A 17,685-nucleotide genomic window follows, 5' to 3' on the forward strand; every position below is an offset into this window, starting at 1 on the left:
TTCAGGCTCAGTCGTCCAACGGATATCTTCGTCACCAGGAGGATCCATGTCCGCTGAATCCAGATGGCTCAAAACCCTGAAGCAGGTCCAGCGCTGGGAGGCTACCAGCGACCCGGAATATCCCTTCTCCACCACCTGGTGCAACCAGGAACTGCGCATCCGCTTCAACCGCGCCAGAAACACGACGTCCATGACTCTCCTGGTCGATGGAAGCCCCGTTCTCGATTTTGACGACTGGCCTGACCGCTCCTTCTAAACCTTGTCGGCGGGGTATGAGGGCGGGCCTTGCAGACCCAGCGCCCGCCAGTCACAGGCGGCAAAATCGGCCAGTAGGGCGAGGGGAATGAAGGTGTCCACCTCATGAACGGGGTATCCTGTCAACTGCTGCGTCAACTCCCGCATCAACTGGAGCTGTTGGAGAAATGTCTGCCGAAAGTGCCAGCGCAGCTCTTCCTTTTCGAGCGGATCCGTTCCGACAAAGTTTAAAGTGCACCACTCCTCGGCAAAAACCTCCCCACTCACATCGACATGCGGCAGGCCGTGCAGACGGCAGGTCAGAGGCCGCGCCTCATAGATCAGGCACAGCCCCTGTTCATCGAGCAGGGGGCACGGGGTGAGGTCGTCTTCGGGGGTATCCATCCATTCTTCGTGGGGGAGCAGGTTGAGAATATAGGGGGGGCGCAGCTGCGGCCACTCTTTGTGCAGGGCAAGTAAACGCGCCTGCGCCTTGGCCAGCACCGGCTGACGCACCGCCGCCGGGAGGAGATCAAAGGCCTCCTTAAGCAGCAAGGCGTCGAGCAGGGTGATGTCGAAGAGGCCCCGGCAGCACTGGGCGCATCCCTTCCGGCAGGCGATGGCCTCTCCGGCTGCACTGGCACAGGTATCGAACCAGCGATCCACGCTCGCCAGCAACCTGGCGTAGTCCTGCAGAATCTGACGGCTCTCCATGTCAACCTCGATTCAGGCCCCCGCCAGACGGGGAATACGCTGCACGGCGAGGAGGGAAATCAGGCTCATCACCGCCCCGGCCACGAAGGGAATACTGTAGTCGACCATCCACAGAGCCCCGCCGATAGCAGGAATGACCACGGCGGCGATATGGTTGATGGTGAAGCTCACCGCCATGCTCGGCGCGATATCTCCCGGCTCGGCGATCTTCTGAAAATAGGTGCGGATGGCGATGGCGAAGTTGAAGAGGATGTGGTCGAGGATGTACATCACCACGACGACCCAGCGCGATTCGGTGGTGGCGTAGAGGAGGAAGATCACGACCAGGCCGGCGTATTCCACCGAGAGGACAGTGCGCTCGCCGAAACGCACGATGGCCCGGCCGATGGCGGGACTGAGAAAGAAGTTGATCGCGTTATTGACGATAAAGAGCAGGGTAATCTCCGTCACCGAGAAGGCAAAGACCTTGACCATGAGAAACACGGCAAAGGCCATGAAGATCTGACGCCGCGCCCCGGACATGAAGGTGAGGAAATAGAAGAGGGCATATTTACGGCGGAAGACCATCTCGGTGCGCTGGGGTTCCAGGTTGCGATGGGTGGGATCCTGCCAGAGCCCCCAGACGCCGGCCGCCGTCACCAGGGCACCGATGACCAGAAACATGGTGCGATAGCTCAGGCTCTGACCCATGAGGAAGATCAACAGGCCGACCAGGATACTGGTGGCGGCCGCCAGGCTGCGCAGGCGGCCGAAAATGAGGGGCGAGACGGCGGTGCTGAAATACTGCAGGGTGAGGGACTGGTTGGTGGTCTCGTAATAGTGGAAGCCGAAGCTCATGATGAGGGTGGTCAGGATGAGGCCAGGATAGCTGGGGAAAAAGCCCGTCAGCCCAACACCCAGGCCAAGCAGGGTCACCGACAGGGCCGACAGGCGGTGCTCCCGCATGACGAGGAGGACGAAGACGGCCAGCAGGGCCAGAAAGCCGGGGACTTCGCGGATGGAGCCGAGCATGCCGATCTGCTGACCGTTGAGACCGGCTTCCTCGACGGCGAAATTGTTGAAGAGAATCATCCAGCCCTGCAGGCCGACCACCGAGGCCGTGCTCTGGACGATCAAAAAACGCAGCATGGGGCGCTGCTCATCGCGAATCATGGTTTTTGCTACTTTTTCTTCTTGCTGCCGGCCTGACGCAGCAGATCACCCAGGGTGCCCATGGAGGAGCCGGGCTGCTCCTGCAGGTAGGCGCCGAAATCCTCCTTGGCCTCGACCGTCTCGCTTCGTGCTTCACTACCGGCCAACGCCAGGGAGATGCGGCGGCTCTGACTGTCCACCGATTCGACGCGCACCTCCAGCTGTTGCCCTTCCTGCACCACTTCGCGCGGATGGTTGATGCGTTTGCCTCCGCCCAGCTTGGAAATATGGATGAGACCGTCGATGCCGTCGGCGAGGGTGACAAAGGCGCCAAAAGGGGTCAGGCGCGCGACCTTGCCCTGCTGCACGGAGCCTTCGGGGAACTGCAGGGGCGCCTGTTCCCAGGGGTCGGCCAGGGTCTCTTTCAGACTGAAGGAAAAGCGCTGATTGTCCCAATCCAGCTTCTTGATGACCACCTGGACCTGCTGGCCGACGGCGAGGGTCTCGCTGATATCCTCGACCCGACCCCACCCCACCTCCGAGATGGGCAGCAGCCCCTCCAGGCCGCCAATGTCGACAAAGGCGCCGAAATCGCGCAGAGAGGTGACGGTGCCGGGCACGGTCATCCCTTCCTGCAGGGTTTGCCGTAGCTGTTCCCGTTGCTGTTGCTGCTCCTCCTCCAGAATAACGCGGTGGGACACCACGATGTTGCGTCCCTGTTCTTCATAGCGGCTGATTTTGAAGGGCAGATGGCGTCCGACGAACTGGCCCGGATCCTCGGTACGGCGTAGCGCCATCTGCGAGTAGGGGCAGAAGGCCCGCGCCTGGCCGGCCAACTTGACTTCGTAGCCTCCCTTGATCTCTTTTTCCACCAATCCGTCCACGGGAATGCCGCTGCGCCAGGCTTCTTCCAACTGGGCGCTACCGGTGCCGGCGCCTCCCATGCGAGTAGTGAAACGCAGTTCCCCGCCAGCGCGAGAAACGAAATAGGCAGAGATCCGATCGCCTTCGGCGACGGTCAGCTTCCCTTCGGCATCAAGGAGTTCCTTGCGATCGAGCACCCCCTCGCCCTTCTGGCCGACATCCAGAAAGACCCAGTCGGCGGTAATCTTGAGGATATCCGCCTCCACTTTCTGGCCCGGCGTCAGGATCTTCTCGCCAACAAAGCTCTGCTCCAGCAGTTCGGCAAAACTCTCTTCCCCGTCATTTGTTTCCTCTTCCCAGCGATCATCCACCATGTTTTCCTCCCCGATGCCTTTTGCGCTACGCGTCTATGAATCTGGCGCATTCTACGTGCACCCCGGGAAAAGTGCAAGAAGACCCTCCTTGTCGTGCAGAAAAAAGGCCTTGTTAGCACAAACTGGGGCATGATAAGATGTTTGATTTTCAACCGCTAAATCACAGAAAGAAATCCATTTGTCCCGCAACGACTTACACCACATCTTCTCCCAGATCAATCGCCCCTCCCGCTACCTGGGCGGTGAACTGGGCAGCATCAAAAAAGACGACGATAAGATCGATTTGCACTTTGCTCTGGCCTTCCCCGATGTCTACGAAGTGGGCATGAGCCACCTGGGCTTCGGCATTCTCTATGCGGTACTCAACGGCCTGGAGGCTGTCGCGGCGGAACGCGTCTACGCCCCCTGGCCCGACATGGAAGAGCATCTGCGCGCCAGCGACACCCCGCTGACCTCCCTGGAAACCGAACGCCCCCTGGCCGACTTCGACCTGGTGGGCTTCACCCTGCAGTACGAGCTGTCCTACAGTAACGTGCTCAACATGCTCGACCTCGGCGGCATCCCCCGCCGGCGCCAGCAGCGTAACGAAACGCACCCCCTGGTGATCGTCGGCGGCCCCTGCGCCTACAACCCCGAGCCGTTGGCTGATTTTTTCGACTGCGCCGTCATCGGCGACGCCGAGGAAGCGGTCGTCGAACTCTGCCAGGCCGTGCGGGCATCCAAGGCAGCCCAGGAGGATCGCGCTGCCCTGCTGCGCCGACTAAGCTCTATCGAAGGCGTCTACGTGCCGTCCCTGTTTGAGGTACGCTACCACGAGGACGGCACCATCGCCGCTATTCAACCCGAACGGGCTGAGTACGCCCGCGTGCACCGGCGTTTTCTCAACGACCTGGAGACCGCCCCCTATCCCACGGCGCCCATCGTCCCCTTTATGAACACCGTGCACGACCGCGTCGCCATGGAAATCGCCCGTGGCTGTACCCGCGGCTGCCGCTTCTGCCAGGCAGGCTACATCTACCGGCCGGTGCGCGAACGCAGTCCACAAAAGATTGTCGAGCTTATTGACCAGGCCTTGGAAGGCTCCGGCTACGAGGAAGTCTCCCTGCTCTCCCTGTCCACCGGCGACTACAGCTGCATCGAACCCCTGCTTAAAGAATTGATGGACCGCTACGCCCGCCGCAAGGTGGCGGTGTCCCTCCCCAGCCTGCGCGTCGGTTCGCTGACGCCGGAACTGATGGAAGAAATCAAGAAAGTGCGCAAGACCGGCTTCACCCTCGCGCCCGAGGCCGGCACCGAGCGACTGCGTCAGGTCATCAACAAGGGGATCACCGAAGAAGATCTGCTCACTGCCACCCACAACGCCTTCACCCTGGGCTGGCGCCGCATCAAACTCTATTTCATGATGGGCCTGCCGACGGAAACCGATGAGGACATTGAGGCCATCATCGATCTGGCCGTCAAGGTCAAGCGCAGCGGCAAGGGGACGGAAGGTGGCGCCGACGTGGCCCCTTCTGTTTCGACCTTCGTTCCCAAGGCCCACACCCCCTTTCAGTGGGAAGCGCAACTCAGCATCGAAGAGACCGTGCGCCGCCAGCACATGCTGCGCGACGGCCTGAAAAATCGCAAGATGCGCCTGAAGTGGCACGACGCCCAGCTCTCCTTTCTCGAAGGGGTCTTTGCTCGTGGCGATCGGCGCCTGGGCCAGGTGCTCGAACGGGCCGTCGACCTCGGCTGCCGTTTCGACGGCTGGCAGGAGCACTTCAACTTTGAACGCTGGATGCAGGCCTTCGCCGAGCTCGGCATCGAGCCCGCCTGGTATCTGCGGGAACGCTCGGAAGAGGAATTCCTGCCCTGGGATCACCTCGACTGCGGCATCCCCAAAGCCTTTTTTATCCGGGAGCGCCGTCAGTCCCTGGCCGGGGCCTATACGCCCGACTGTCGCACCGGGCCGTGCAGCCAGTGCGGCATCTGCGATTTCGACCAGCTGCGCATGCGCCTGACGGCAGCACCGGCAGAGGTCAAGCCAGCGGAGCTTCCACCGGAACCGGTGGCCAGCGAGGAGCGTCACAAGGTCCGCCTGCGGGTACGGAAAGAGGGCAAGGCCCGCTTCGTAGGCCATCTTGAATTCATGACTCTCTTTCACCGGGCGGTGAGCCGGGGGCACATCCCCGTACGCTTCTCGGCCGGCTTCAACCCGCAGCCACGTATCTCTTTCCCCGACGCCCTGCCGACGGGGGTCGAAAGCGATGCGGAGATCATCGATATCGAGCTTTCCCAGCCCTGGACGGCCCAGCAGGTGGTCACCACCCTCAACACCCAGCTGCCCGATGGTTTCCGGGTACTGGAAGGTGCCAGCGTCCCCTGGCAGATCCCTTCGCCAGCGTCCTGCATTGGTGAGGTCGTCTATCGGGTAGAATTGCCGCCGGAGGCGCCCGCCGATCTGGCGGAACGCCTCGTCGCTTTTCTGGCGGCCCCGGAAGCTCTGTACAGCAAGGATAAAGGCCGCAAGACCGTCACCGTCGACATGCGCCCCTGGGTCATCGACCTGGACCTGGCAGAAGGCGCTCTGATGCTGCACCTGAAGAAGGGCAGTCCCACGGCCCTCACCGCCCACCTGCTCGGCCTTTCGACAGACCAGGTGCGGGCGCTGCGCATCCGCAAGACGGCCACGGTTCTCGACCAATAAAACGCACATTTTCAGAAACTTCATATAAACCTTTTTCTTGACAGGGAGGAACCATGACCAAAGAACTGGTCATCAACACGACCTCCCACGAAACCCGTGTCGCCCTGCTGGAGAGCGGACACATCGCCGAGCTCTATATCGAACGGAGCCGGGAACGGGGGATCGTGGGAAACATCTACCAGGGGAAGGTCATCCGGGTCCTTCCCGGCATGCAGGCGGCCTTCGTCGACATCGGCCTGGAAAAGGCCGCCTTTCTCTACGTGGCCGACGTGCTCGATGAAATGGAGGCGGTCGAGCAGTTCGTCGAAGGGGCCAGCCAGCACGCCAAGCCCAGCGAAGGAGGCGACGACGACCGCCCGCCGCTCCCCCCCATCGAAGACCTGCTACAGGAAGGGCAGACCATCCTGGCCCAGGTCGCCAAGGAACCCATCGGCACCAAGGGAGCCCGCATCACCTCGCATATCTCCCTGCCGGGCCGTCATCTTGTCTACATGCCGACCGTCGACCACATCGGCATCTCCCGCCGCATCGAAAACGAAGAGGAAAAGGACCGGCTGCGCCTCATCATCGAGAGTATCCGCCCCCAGGGCACCGGCTTCATCGTGCGCACCGCCGCTGAAGGGAAGAGCGAGGAGGATCTGCGCGCGGACGTTGAATTCCTGGTCGGCCTCTGGAAGGATATCGCCAAGCGCAAGGAGAACAAAAAGGCGCCCTGCCTCATCCATTCGGATCTCGACGTCACCAGCAAGGTGCTGCGCGACATCCTGACCGAGGATGTACGCCGCATCGTGGTCGACTCCCAGGAAGAACATGACAAGATCGTCCGCTTTTTGCAGACCTTCATGCCCAAGCTGAGTGTGGACATCGAGCTCTACGACCAGGACGAGCCCATTTTCGACGCCTTCGGCCTCGAGGTGGAAATCGCCCGAGCCCTGGGGCGCAAGGTGTGGCTCAAGAGCGGCGGCTACATCATCATTGAACAGACGGAAGCCCTCAACGCCATCGACGTCAACACGGGCCGCTTCGTGGGTAAGCACAACCTGGAGGACACCATCCTCAAGACCAACCTGGAGGCTGTCAAGGAGATCGCTTTTCAGCTGCGCCTGCGCAATATCGGCGGCCTGATCATCATCGACTTCATCGACATGGAAAAGGAGCTGCACCGGGAAAAAGTCCATTCAGCCCTGGAGGAAGCTCTGAAAAACGACAAGAGCAAGACCAACATCCTGAAGATCTCCGAACTGGGCCTGGTGGAGATGACCCGTAAGCGCGTGCGCGAGAGCATTGGTCGCACCCTCTGTGAACCTTGTCCCTACTGCGAGGGTAAAGGTTACGTGAAGAGCCGCACCACGCTGGCCTATGAGGTCTTTCGGGAAATCCGCCGGGAAATCCGCGACCTGCCAGGCTACCGCCTGACCCTGCAGGTTCACCCCGACATCGCCGCCCTGCTCTACGATGAAGAGCGGCACGGCATTGAAGAACTGGAAAAACAGTTCGAAAAGCAGATCAGTATCACCGCCCGCCCGAACTTCCATATCGAGCAGTTCGATATCCTGGTCGGCTGAGTTTTTGGGCTTGTTTTTATTCCTTGACAGGTAAACGGATTGGGCCTATAGTGCCGCGTTACCTATCTAAAAAGTTCAGAGAGTGAGGTGAAACGCATTATGTACGCGGTGATCAAAACCGGAGGGAAACAGTACAAAGTATCCGAAGGCGACCTGTTGAAGGTCGAAAAGCTGGAAGGCGCGGTGGGAGATTCCATCGAGTTGACCGAGGTCCTCATGGTTGGCGGAGAAGAGGTTAAAATCGGAGCACCTCTATTGCCTGGCGCGAAAGTCAAAGCGCGGATCGTCGAGCAGGATAAAGACAAGAAGATTCTCGTCTTTCATTCCAAGCGGCGCAAAGGCTATCGCAAGACCTATGGACACCGTCAGCCTATCACCCGCCTGAAAATTACAGGTATTGAGGCGTAAGGAGATTTACCATGGCACACAAAAAAGGAGTTGGTAGCTCTCGTAACGGCCGTGACAGCGCTGGTAAACGCTTGGGCGTCAAGCGCTTTGGTGGTGAAGCCGTAACCTCCGGATCCATCCTGGTCCGGCAGCGCGGCACGACCTTCCACCCCGGCAACAACGTGGGCTGCGGCAAGGATTACACCCTTTATGCGCTGATCGACGGCAAAGTCAAGTTCGAGCGCAAAGGCAAAGATCGCCAGAAAATCAGCGTCTACGCTGACTGATCGTCCTGCCGACAGATCCAACCAAGGAAAAACCCGAGGTTCGCATTGAGAACTTCGGGTTTTTTTATGGTAAAAATGGATACGAAGAGCGAGCCCGCCATAGATCGGCCGGCGCCGCTGCTTTTGGCATCCACTTGAACAGAATACCCCAGGAAGTTTTTCATGCGTTTTGTTGATTCCGTAAAAATTTTTGTCAAGGCCGGCGACGGCGGCCGCGGCTGCCTCTCCTTCCGCCGGGAGAAATTCGTGCCCATGGGCGGTCCGGACGGCGGCGACGGCGGCCATGGCGGCGACGTCTATTTCGAGGTTGACTCCAACCTCTCGACCCTGCTTGACTTCCGCTACAAGGTGCACTACAAGGCCGAGCGCGGCGGCCATGGCATGGGCAAAAACATGCATGGCAAATCCGGTGAAGCGTTGGTCATCCATGTCCCCGCCGGCACCCTTATCTATAACGCCGACACCGGTGAACAGCTAGCCGACCTCACCGAACCTGGCCAGAAGGTGCGCCTCCTCAAGGGGGGCATGGGAGGTCGCGGGAACGCCCGCTTTACCACCAGCACCAATCGCGCGCCCCGCCACACTCAGCCAGGCACCCCCGGCGAGGAAGTGGCCTTACGTCTTGAGCTCAAACTGCTGGCCGATGTCGGCCTGGTCGGCCTGCCCAATGCCGGCAAGTCGACCCTGATTGCCGCCACTTCGGCCGCCCGTCCCAAAATCGCTGACTATCCCTTCACCACCCTGGTACCGAACCTCGGCGTCGTGCGCTACGGCGGCTTTAAAACCTTCGTCATGGCCGACATTCCAGGTCTCATTGAAGGGGCCAGCGAGGGGCAGGGTCTCGGCACCCGTTTCCTGCGCCACGTCGAACGCACGGATCTCTTTCTGCACCTGGTCGACCTCTCCGGCATGCAGCAGGGGGACCCCCTGGAAAATTTCCGCATCATCAACCAGGAACTGGCTTGCCATAATCCCGAGATGATGCAGAAGACCCAGTTTGTCGTTCTCTCCAAGCTCGATGTCACCGAGGTGCGGGAACAACTTGACGAGGTACGCCCCTTCTTTGAGAAGCAAGGCTACCGTGTCTTTCCCCTTTCGGCCATTACCGGCGAGGGCGTCAAAGAACTGGTTGAAAGTATCGGGCAGGAACTGGATCGCCGCCGGGAGAGTCTCCTGGCCGATTCTGTCAGCGAACCTTGACAGCTTCTTAGTCGGCGGCTATGATGGGCCTTCGTTTTTCGTCCTGATTTCAAACACTTTACGCGCATATCAGCCATGATCAAAAACCTGCTCTCCCATGTGCGGCGTGTCGTCATCAAGATCGGCAGCGGTGTCATCTCCACCGAGGAAGGACTCGACCCCGCCGTTATCGCTAACTTGACTGACGAAGTCGGCCAACTGATCGACCGCGGCTTTGAGGTTATTCTCGTCTCCTCCGGGGCCGTAGCGGCTGGCAAAGGGGCCCTCGGCATCAGCGGTCGCCCCCAGACCATCCCCCTGAAGCAGGCAGCCGCCGCTATCGGCCAGACCCGCCTGATGCGCTGCTACAAGGATGCCTTTCTCGAACAGAATCGGACCGTCGCCCAGGTTTTGCTTACCCGTGACGACCTCGCCAACCGCCGCCGCTACCTGAACGCCCGCAACACGCTGATGACCCTGCTCGACCACCACGTTATCCCCATTATCAACGAAAACGATACCGTCGTGGTCGAAGAGATCCGCTTTGGCGACAACGACAACCTGTCCGCCATGGTCACCAACCTGGTGGAAGCCAATCTGCTGGTCATTCTCTCTGACGTCAACGGCCTGTATGATCGGGATCCACGCAAGGACCCCAAGGCCCAGCTGATCCCCGTGGTCGAACGCATCAGCCCTGAGATCGAGGCGATGGCCGGCGACAGTGGCACTCTGGGTACCGGTGGCATGGGGACAAAACTCAAGGCCGCCAAAAGAGCCACCCTCTATGGCGTCGGCACGGCCATCATCAACGGCACCACTCCCGGCAATCTGCTGCGCCTCTTCGACGGCGAGGAAGTCGGCACCTATTTTCTGCCCGCCCGCAACCGCATGGCGGCAAAAAAACACTGGATCGCCTACACCAAGAAGCCGCGGGGCAAGCTCTTCATCGACGAAGGAGCCGTCAAGGCGCTGCTGGAAGGGCACAAGAGTTTGCTCCCTTCAGGAATCAAGGGTGTTGAGGGAGGCTTCGACCGCGGCGATGCCGTGCGCCTGTGCACCCTTGCGGGCGAAGAACTCGGCAAAGGAGTCACCAATTACTCTCTTTCCGAACTACTCCCTATCATGGGGAAAAAATCGTCAGAGATTGAAAAGATTCTCGGCTACAAGTACGGCGACGAGATCGTCCACCGTGACAACCTGGTTCTCAACAACTGATCACATCCTTTGACTATTTGGCCTGGTTCGACAGCCACCGGCGCCTGCAACCGATGCTGAAGACAAGGAGACAACAATGAACATGGCAGAGCAGATGGTTCAACTGGCCCGCGCGGCCAAGGAGGCCGGCCGCGTCCTGGCGCGACTCTCCTCGGCGGTAAAGGACGACCTGCTGCGGAGCATGGCTGACGCCCTGGAACAGAACACTGAAAGCCTGATGACCGCCAACGAGAAGGATCTTGCCGCCGCCCGCGACAAGGGGATGGCGCCGGCCATGGTCGATCGGCTCGTACTGGATGAAAAACGCATCGGCGCCATGGCCGACGGCCTGCGCGAGGTGGCAGCGCTGCCTGATCCCGTCGGCGAGATTACCGGCATGTGGCGGCGCCCCAACGGTATTCAGGTCGGCCGGATGCGTATACCCCTGGGGGTCATTGGCATCATCTACGAATCGCGCCCCAATGTCACCGCCGACGCCGCCGGTCTCTGCCTGAAGAGCGGCAATGCCGTCATCCTGCGCGGAGGTTCCGAGGCCATTCATTCCAACGCGGCCATCGGCGACATCCTGCGCCAGCAGCTGGAAAAGCTGGGGCTGCCCAAAGCAGCCCTGCAGGTTGTCCCCATAACCGACCGGGCTGCCGTGCTTGAACTGCTCAAGCTTGAAGAGGAGATCGACCTGATCATCCCCCGCGGGGGCGAAGGACTCATCCGCTTTGTCAGCGAGAACTCCCGCATCCCCGTCATCAAGCACTACAAAGGGGTCTGCCACACCTTCATTGACGCCAGCGCCGATTTCGACATGGCCGAGAAGATCTGTGTCAATGCCAAGGTGCAGCGCCCCGGTGTCTGCAATGCCATGGAGACCCTGCTCATCCACAAGGACATCGCCGAGACCTTCGTCCCGCAGATCGCTGCCGTCATGCGCAGCCACGGCGTCGAACTGCGCGGCTGCCCCCTCACCCGTTCGTTTGCGCCCCAGATCAAAGCCGCGACGGAGGAAGACTGGTCGGCGGAATTTCTCGATCTCATTCTTGCCGTGCGCGTGGTCGACGACCTGGATGAGGCCATCGCCCACATCCAGCGTTACGGTTCCCTGCATACCGAGACCATCGTCACCCGCGACTACGAGAATTCCCAGCGCTTTCTGCGTGAAGTCAATTCCAGCGTCGTCATGGTCAACGCCTCCTCCCGTTTTTCCGACGGCAACCAGCTGGGACTGGGGGCGGAGATCGGCATTTCCACCACCAAACTCCATTCTTTCGGCCCCATGGGCCTGGAAGATCTGACCACCCGGAAATTCGTCGTGCTTGGCGACGGCCAGGTCAGGGCGTAGGGAGTGATACCTCAAGTGAAGGCGTTATGAAAACAGGTATCCTGGGGGGCACTTTCAATCCCATTCATTACGCCCATCTGCGTATCGCCGAGGAGGTGAGGGAAGTCTGCGGCCTCGACCGCATCCTTTTTCTTCCCGCCGCCACGCCGCCGCACAAGGAAGTAGCCGCCGACATCGCCTTTGCACACCGTCTGGCCATGGTGAAAGCCGCCATCGCCGACAATCCGTTTTTCGAGGTTTCTGACCTCGAGAATCGCCGGCCAGGCAAGAGCTATTCCGTCCATACCCTCGAGATTCTGAAAGACGAAATTCCCGGGGACGAGATCTATTTCATTATCGGCATGGATTCCTTTCGCGACCTGTCGACCTGGAAGGAATATGCCCGTCTCTTCGAACTCGCCCACATCGTCGTGGCCTCCCGCCCAGGCATAACTACCGCCGATCCGGCCAGCCTCCTTCCCGTTGCCATCCGGGGGGACTTCTGTTATCATAGCTCCTCCAAAAACCTGAGGCATCGCAACGGGAATCACGTCATTTTTCTGGAAGAGACATTTCTGGACATCTCCTCGACCGATATCCGTCACCTGATCGCCGGGAGCCGCTCTATCCGCTACCTCCTACCCCGCGCGGTGGAAGAATATATCTTCAAAAAAAGCCTTTACAGAGGCTAAGAAAGGTTTTCTGACTTTTGCAATCCAAAGACCGCGCTATACTGTGTGCAGCCTACGCACTGGAAAAAAAGGCCGTCAACGTCCGCATTCTTGAGGTGGAGGGGATTTCCACCCTGACGGATTATCTTGTCATCGCTTCCGGCTCCTCCGATCGTCAGGTGCAAGCCATCGCTGAATCGGTACACCTTGGTTTGAAAAAGGAGCATTCCACCATGCCTCTTGGCGTGGAAGGTATGAACGAAGGCCGCTGGGTCCTCATCGATTACGGCGATGTCATGGTTCATATCTTTCAGGAAAACGTCCGAGCGTTTTACGATCTGGACGGTTTGTGGTCTGAAGTCGCAGAAATTGAGATCCCGGAGAAGTACCACTGGGAGCGCAAGGCAAGAAGCCGGTGAAACTGCACCTGCTTTGCGTCGGCCGGCTTTCCGAATCCTATTTGCGCGAAGGCGTTGTGGATTTCAGCAGCCGCGTCCAGCGCTATCTCCCCCTGACAGTCACTGAACTCAGGGAAGAAAAGGGGGGAAAGAAAGCAGATCCTGGCTTTTTCCGGGAGCGGGAAGGGGAGCGACTGCTGGCCCGAATTACCAACGAGGCCTTCGTCGTTGCCCTGGATGAAAAAGGGAAGACGCTGCAATCGGAGCAACTGTCCGAGTTCCTCGGGCAGCATATGGTCCAGGGGACCGGGGAGCTGGCCTTTGTCATTGGCGGCGCCTATGGTCTCAGCGAGGCCGTGAGAAAAAGGGCGAACCTGGTATTGTCCCTGTCGCCCCTGACCTTTACGCATCAGATGGCCCGGCTCATTCTGTTCGAGCAACTCTACCGGAGCATGACCATCCTGCGTAACGAGCCCTACCACAATCGCTAAGCCGATCTTGTCACAGGAGACCCGGACCATGGATCAACAGGAACAGGACCGCACCGAAAAGCTGTTGCTTGACCTTCGCCGCAATGTCATGCGCGAAGTCAGCGAAGCCAATGCCGCCTCCCAGGAACTGGGGACCGACGGGGTCCCCGACATTGGGGATGCCGCCGCCAACAGCTATCATCGGGATGTCCTGATGAATCTTAACGAAGCCCAGCGACAGAAGCTGCGTGATATCGACGCCGCCCTTGATCGACTGGCCAGCGGCGAATATGGTATCTGCGTTCGCTGCGAAGAGGAAATAGATCCCCGCCGTTTACTCGTGCGCCCTTTTTCCCGCTACTGCATCGAGTGCAAATCGGATGTTGAAAAATTTGGCGAATAGCCCGCTTACCCTTTGGTGACCCTTCGGGACCCAGCCCAGGAGAAGAACATGACTCTCATGGCCTTTTTATTGCTCATCATCTTGTTTCTTGTTTTTTTCATCTACTTCCTGGGTCTCAACCCTCAGGATATCACCCTCTTTTTCCTGCCCGACCAGTCACTGACCTATCCCGTGGCCATTGTTGTGGTGGGAGCCGTTCTTTTCGGGCTGATTCTGGGCTACGGCGCCTATATCTACAGCACCTTTGCCGGTTTTTTCAAAAACTGGCGCAAGGACCGCGTTGAGAAGAAAAACAAGGAGGTCACCTCCCTCTATCGTGAAGGGGTGGGACGCCTTCTCTCCGGCGACGTTAAAAAGGCCCACGCCCTGCTGCAGAAAACTCTCGACCGAGATCCGTCCCGCGTGGAGACCTACATCGCGCTGGCCAGTGCCTACATCCAGGAGGGCGAGCCCCGGGAAGCTATCAACCTGCTCCTGAAGGCCAAAAATATTGACTCGCGGAACCTCGAAATCTTTTTCAAAATGGCCAACACCTACGAAGAGATGGGCCTTCTAGACGACGCCGCGCTGGCCTATCAGGAGATCATCGCCCTGGAGAGCGACAACCGCAAGGCGCTGAGAGCCCTGCGTGACATCCATGTCAACAGTCAGCGCTGGCAGGAGGCCCTGGAATTGCAGAAACGCCTGATGAAAGTCGGGGTCAGCAAGAATCGTCTGGAAGATGAAAAAGCCAAGCTTCTTTTTATCCGTTACGAAGTGGCCGCACAGGATATTGCCGCGGGCAAGGGCGCTGAAGCCAAGGATGCTCTCAAGGACATCATCCGACAGGACTCCACTTTCACGCCGGCCCGGGTTTCCCTTGGCGACATCTACCAGGCTGAGAACAGAGCCGAAGAGGCCTCCCGTGTATGGCAGGAGGGCTATAAGTCTCTATCCAAGAGCATCTTCCTGTCCCGACTGGAAGAACTCTATATCGGCGAGGAAGATCCTTCCACGCTGCTCTCTTTTTATCGCTCCATTATTGTGGAAAATCCGCAGGACCTTTTGCTCCGACTCTTTTACGGTCGACTCTGCCTGCGCCTCGAAATGGTAGATGAAGCTCTTGAAAATCTCTATGCCGTCGAAAGCTCCGGGATTGAATTTTCCCAGCTGCACAGCCTGCTGGCCGAAGCTCACCGCCGCCGCAAACGTTTTGACGATGCCATTCGCGAGTATCAGAAAGCCCTCGGGATCAATGCCCATCTCAACTTTGGCTATGTGTGTGAAGAGTGCGGGGAAGAAGAGTCGAGCTGGAAGAGCCGCTGCCCCCATTGCGGGACCTGGGGCAGCTTTGCCCTGCCTAACCGCTCCTTGATCACCGGGGCTCGCCCCCTGGAAGTGCGTGAAATCCATCACGGGGAGAGAGAGGCATGGCAGGAAGAAGAGTAAAAAGACCGCTCGCCCTGGTCATTCTCGATGGCTGGGGTCTTAACGACGAGTGCGACAATAATGCCGTCTGCCAGGCGAAAAAACCGGTTCTCGACGGTCTGTTCAGGCGCTATCCTTCCACCCGCCTGACTACCTCGGGACTGGCTGTTGGTCTGCCCGAGGGCCAGATGGGAAACTCGGAAGTCGGGCATCTTAACATCGGGGCCGGCCGCATTGTCTACCAGGACTTCACCCGTATCAGCAAAAGCATCAGCGATGGTGATTTTTTCCAAAACCCCGTCCTCCAGCAGGTGCTGGAAAAGGTCAAACACCGCGGGGGCAAACTGCACCTCATGGGTCTGCTCTCCGACGGCGGTGTCCATTCCCACAACACGCATCTCTACGCTCTGGTACAGATGGCCAAGACCGTCGGTCTTACCCAGGTCTGCATTCATGCCTTTTTAGACGGGCGTGACACCCCTCCCAAAAGCGGGGCCGGCTATCTTCTCGATCTGGAAAAGGAGCTGGCGACCCTCGGGATTGGTCGGGTGGCGACCATCTGCGGACGTTTCTACGCCATGGATCGTGATAATCGCTGGGATCGGGTCGAAAAAGCCTATCGTGCCCTTACCCTTGGCGAGGGAAAATGCTCGAAATCGAGCGCCGCGGCCATCGAAGAGGCCTATGCGGCCGGACAAACGGACGAATTTGTCGAACCCCGCGTCATCGTGCCAAACGGTCAGACCGCCTGCACTGTAGATCCTGACGACGGCATTATTTTCTTCAACTTCCGTGCAGACCGTGCCCGCGAAATCACGCGCGCTTTCACGGACACTGGATTTTCAGGATTTACGCGGACCAAAAGCCCGGCACTCAGCGACTTTGTCTGCATGACCGAGTACGATGAAACGTTTGAACTGCCCGTGGCTTTTCCGCCCGAAAGCTATGCCAACCTGTTGGGCGAGGTCGTCTCCCATGCCGGTCTGACGCAACTGCGCATCGCCGAGACGGAAAAATACGCACATGTTACTTTTTTCTTCAACGGTGGCAGTGAAAAGCCCTTTCAAGGCGAAGACCGGGTTCTCATCCCCTCCCCCCAAGATGTGGCCACCTACGACCTGAAACCCGCCATGAGCGCCCCGGCGGTCACCGATGAGGTCGTCGATCGTGTGATGTCTGGCAAGTATGACTTCATCGTTCTCAATTTTGCCAACCCCGACATGGTCGGCCACACCGGCAATCTCGAAGCTGCCACCACGGCCATGGAAACGGTTGACGCCTGCCTTGGCCGTGTCGTGGAAACCGTTCTCCGAGCCGGAGGCTGCCTGCTGATCACAGCTGATCACGGCAACTGCGAACAGATGACAGACCGTAGCGGCCATCCGCACACGGCCCACACCGCCAATCCTGTCCCTCTGCTGCTGGTTGATCCTGACCTGTCCGGTGCCACTCTGCGAGAGGGAATTCTCGCCGATCTGGCTCCAACTATTTTGTCACTTCTGCAACTTGAGAAGCCGGACGAAATGACGGGAAAAAACCTTCTGATGCCTCAATAAAACGCCCCGCTGCAAACCATGAGCTTCGACCGCCACTTTTTTTTCAGGGGCTTTCGTCCCTTCTGGACAGGCCTTCGGGGCGAGATAGGCGGCCTTCTCGATCGCCTTCTACCCGTTACCTGCGCCTTTTGCGGCACCCTGCTCGACAGCAGCCATCAACCAACCCTGTGCCCATCTTGCCTGAATACCCTGAACTGCGAAAAACCGCCGTCCTGTCCTCGCTGCGCCCTGCCTTTTCCTGACTTCGGCGGCAGCGATCATCTCTGTGGAAATTGCCAACGCCAACCGCCCCCCTTCAGGGCCGTCTGTGCCCTGGGCGTCTATGAAGGACCACTGCGCCAGGCCATTCACCGTTTCAAATATCAGCAGGATTTCACCCTGGCCACCCCCTTGGGGCATCTCCTGAGCGAAGCCATCACGGGCCAACACCCTTCACACCACCATCTGATTCTTCCCGTCCCCTTGCACCCCCGTCGGCTGCGTCAGCGAACCTTCAACCAATCCCTGCTATTGGCCCGGGTTATAGGGAATCTGAGCGGCATCCCGGTGGCCGCCAACCTGCTGCGCCGCGTTATGCACACACCTTCCCAACAGGGCTTGTCTCTGGATGACCGCCGCCATAATCTTATCAATGCCTTTGCGCTTCACTCAAAACTGAGTGGTCAGTCGGTTCTGCTGGTCGACGACGTCATGACGTCTGGGGCGACGGTGGCAGCCTGCACCAACGCCCTGCTGGAAAATGGCGCCCAAACAGTGGATGTTGCCATTCTGGGTCGCGCTGCCAAAAGTCTTTAAAACATCAGTGATTTTCTACTTCATGAGAAAGCAGACC

Annotated in this window: 18 protein-coding genes; 15 read left to right on the forward strand and 3 right to left on the reverse strand. The window is 59.1% G+C overall.

Annotation, left to right across the window (positions count from 1 at the left end):
• Nucleotides 1-46: 46 nt before the first annotated feature.
• On the forward strand, nucleotides 47-256 hold the full coding sequence (locus AOP6_RS14010; RefSeq protein WP_155877346.1) for a hypothetical protein: 210 nt from the start codon (nucleotides 47-49) through the stop codon (nucleotides 254-256).
• On the opposite strand, the gene AOP6_RS14015 is transcribed toward AOP6_RS14010, so the two are convergent.
• From AOP6_RS14015 to rpsA, 3 genes are read right to left on the reverse strand one after another with little or no spacing between them, the layout of a single operon-like run.
• Entirely contained in the window at nucleotides 253-948 is a 696-nt protein-coding gene (locus AOP6_RS14015) for a YkgJ family cysteine cluster protein (protein WP_155877347.1), read from the reverse strand. The genes AOP6_RS14010 and AOP6_RS14015 overlap by 4 nt on opposite strands.
• Before the next feature lie 12 nt (nucleotides 949-960).
• Nucleotides 961-2,100, reverse strand: coding sequence for an MFS transporter (locus AOP6_RS14020; protein WP_155877348.1), 1,140 nt, complete (start codon nucleotides 2,098-2,100; stop codon nucleotides 961-963).
• Between the two features lie 8 nt (nucleotides 2,101-2,108).
• Nucleotides 2,109-3,317 carry a 30S ribosomal protein S1 gene (rpsA, locus tag AOP6_RS14025; RefSeq protein WP_155877349.1) on the reverse strand — a complete coding sequence of 403 codons (1,209 nt, stop codon included), beginning with the start codon at nucleotides 3,315-3,317 and terminating at the stop codon, nucleotides 2,109-2,111.
• 178 nt (nucleotides 3,318-3,495) lie between these two features.
• Here rpsA and AOP6_RS14030 point away from each other — a divergent pair, with 178 nt between their 5' ends.
• The 14 genes from AOP6_RS14030 (at nucleotide 3,496) to AOP6_RS14095 (ending at nucleotide 17,648) form a co-directional block, all read left to right on the forward strand.
• Entirely contained in the window at nucleotides 3,496-6,003 is a 2,508-nt protein-coding gene (locus AOP6_RS14030; protein ID WP_225897307.1) for a TIGR03960 family B12-binding radical SAM protein, read from the forward strand.
• A gap of 53 nt (nucleotides 6,004-6,056) precedes the next feature.
• Nucleotides 6,057-7,568, forward strand: a complete 1,512-nt coding sequence (locus AOP6_RS14035; RefSeq protein WP_155877350.1) for an Rne/Rng family ribonuclease — start codon at nucleotides 6,057-6,059, stop codon at nucleotides 7,566-7,568.
• 99 nt (nucleotides 7,569-7,667) lie between these two features.
• On the forward strand, nucleotides 7,668-7,976 hold the full coding sequence (gene rplU / locus AOP6_RS14040; protein ID WP_155877758.1) for a 50S ribosomal protein L21: 309 nt from the start codon (nucleotides 7,668-7,670) through the stop codon (nucleotides 7,974-7,976).
• An 11-nt stretch (nucleotides 7,977-7,987) separates the two neighbouring features.
• A complete protein-coding gene (rpmA, locus tag AOP6_RS14045) occupies nucleotides 7,988-8,242 on the forward strand; it encodes a 50S ribosomal protein L27 (protein ID WP_155877351.1) in 255 nt (84 codons plus the stop codon).
• Between the two features lie 162 nt (nucleotides 8,243-8,404).
• Nucleotides 8,405-9,442: a GTPase ObgE gene (obgE, locus tag AOP6_RS14050; protein ID WP_155877352.1), complete on the forward strand. Its 1,038-nt coding sequence runs from the start codon at nucleotides 8,405-8,407 to the stop codon at nucleotides 9,440-9,442.
• A 75-nt stretch (nucleotides 9,443-9,517) separates the two neighbouring features.
• Nucleotides 9,518-10,636: a glutamate 5-kinase gene (gene proB / locus AOP6_RS14055; RefSeq protein ID WP_155877353.1), complete on the forward strand. Its 1,119-nt coding sequence runs from the start codon at nucleotides 9,518-9,520 to the stop codon at nucleotides 10,634-10,636.
• Between the two features lie 22 nt (nucleotides 10,637-10,658).
• The gene (locus AOP6_RS14060) at nucleotides 10,659-11,969 is read left to right on the forward strand and encodes a glutamate-5-semialdehyde dehydrogenase (RefSeq protein WP_225897389.1); all 1,311 of its coding nucleotides are present in this window, start codon (nucleotides 10,659-10,661) and stop codon (nucleotides 11,967-11,969) included.
• A 26-nt stretch (nucleotides 11,970-11,995) separates the two neighbouring features.
• A complete protein-coding gene (gene nadD, locus AOP6_RS14065) occupies nucleotides 11,996-12,640 on the forward strand; it encodes a nicotinate-nucleotide adenylyltransferase (protein ID WP_155877355.1) in 645 nt (214 codons plus the stop codon).
• Between the two features lie 17 nt (nucleotides 12,641-12,657).
• A complete protein-coding gene (gene rsfS, locus AOP6_RS14070) occupies nucleotides 12,658-13,038 on the forward strand; it encodes a ribosome silencing factor (protein ID WP_155877356.1) in 381 nt (126 codons plus the stop codon).
• Nucleotides 13,035-13,508 (forward strand): 23S rRNA (pseudouridine(1915)-N(3))-methyltransferase RlmH, encoded by a 474-nt coding sequence (locus AOP6_RS14075; protein WP_155877357.1) that lies wholly within the window; start codon nucleotides 13,035-13,037, stop codon nucleotides 13,506-13,508. The genes rsfS and AOP6_RS14075 overlap by 4 nt, the downstream gene beginning before the upstream one ends.
• Before the next feature lie 28 nt (nucleotides 13,509-13,536).
• On the forward strand, nucleotides 13,537-13,890 hold the full coding sequence (locus tag AOP6_RS14080) for a TraR/DksA family transcriptional regulator (RefSeq protein WP_155877358.1): 354 nt from the start codon (nucleotides 13,537-13,539) through the stop codon (nucleotides 13,888-13,890).
• Between the two features lie 48 nt (nucleotides 13,891-13,938).
• Nucleotides 13,939-15,318, forward strand: coding sequence for a tetratricopeptide repeat protein (locus AOP6_RS14085; protein WP_155877359.1), 1,380 nt, complete (start codon nucleotides 13,939-13,941; stop codon nucleotides 15,316-15,318).
• Nucleotides 15,300-16,853: a 2,3-bisphosphoglycerate-independent phosphoglycerate mutase gene (gene gpmI / locus AOP6_RS14090; RefSeq protein WP_155877360.1), complete on the forward strand. Its 1,554-nt coding sequence runs from the start codon at nucleotides 15,300-15,302 to the stop codon at nucleotides 16,851-16,853. Before AOP6_RS14085 ends, gpmI begins: the two co-directional genes overlap by 19 nt.
• Before the next feature lie 18 nt (nucleotides 16,854-16,871).
• Complete coding sequence (locus AOP6_RS14095; RefSeq protein WP_155877361.1) at nucleotides 16,872-17,648, forward strand: ComF family protein; 777 nt, start codon at nucleotides 16,872-16,874, stop codon at nucleotides 17,646-17,648.
• Nucleotides 17,649-17,685: the final 37 nt, after the last annotated feature.

This window comes from Desulfuromonas sp. AOP6 (assembly GCF_009731355.2).
Classification (GTDB): Bacteria; Desulfobacterota; Desulfuromonadia; order Desulfuromonadales; family SZUA-540; genus SZUA-540.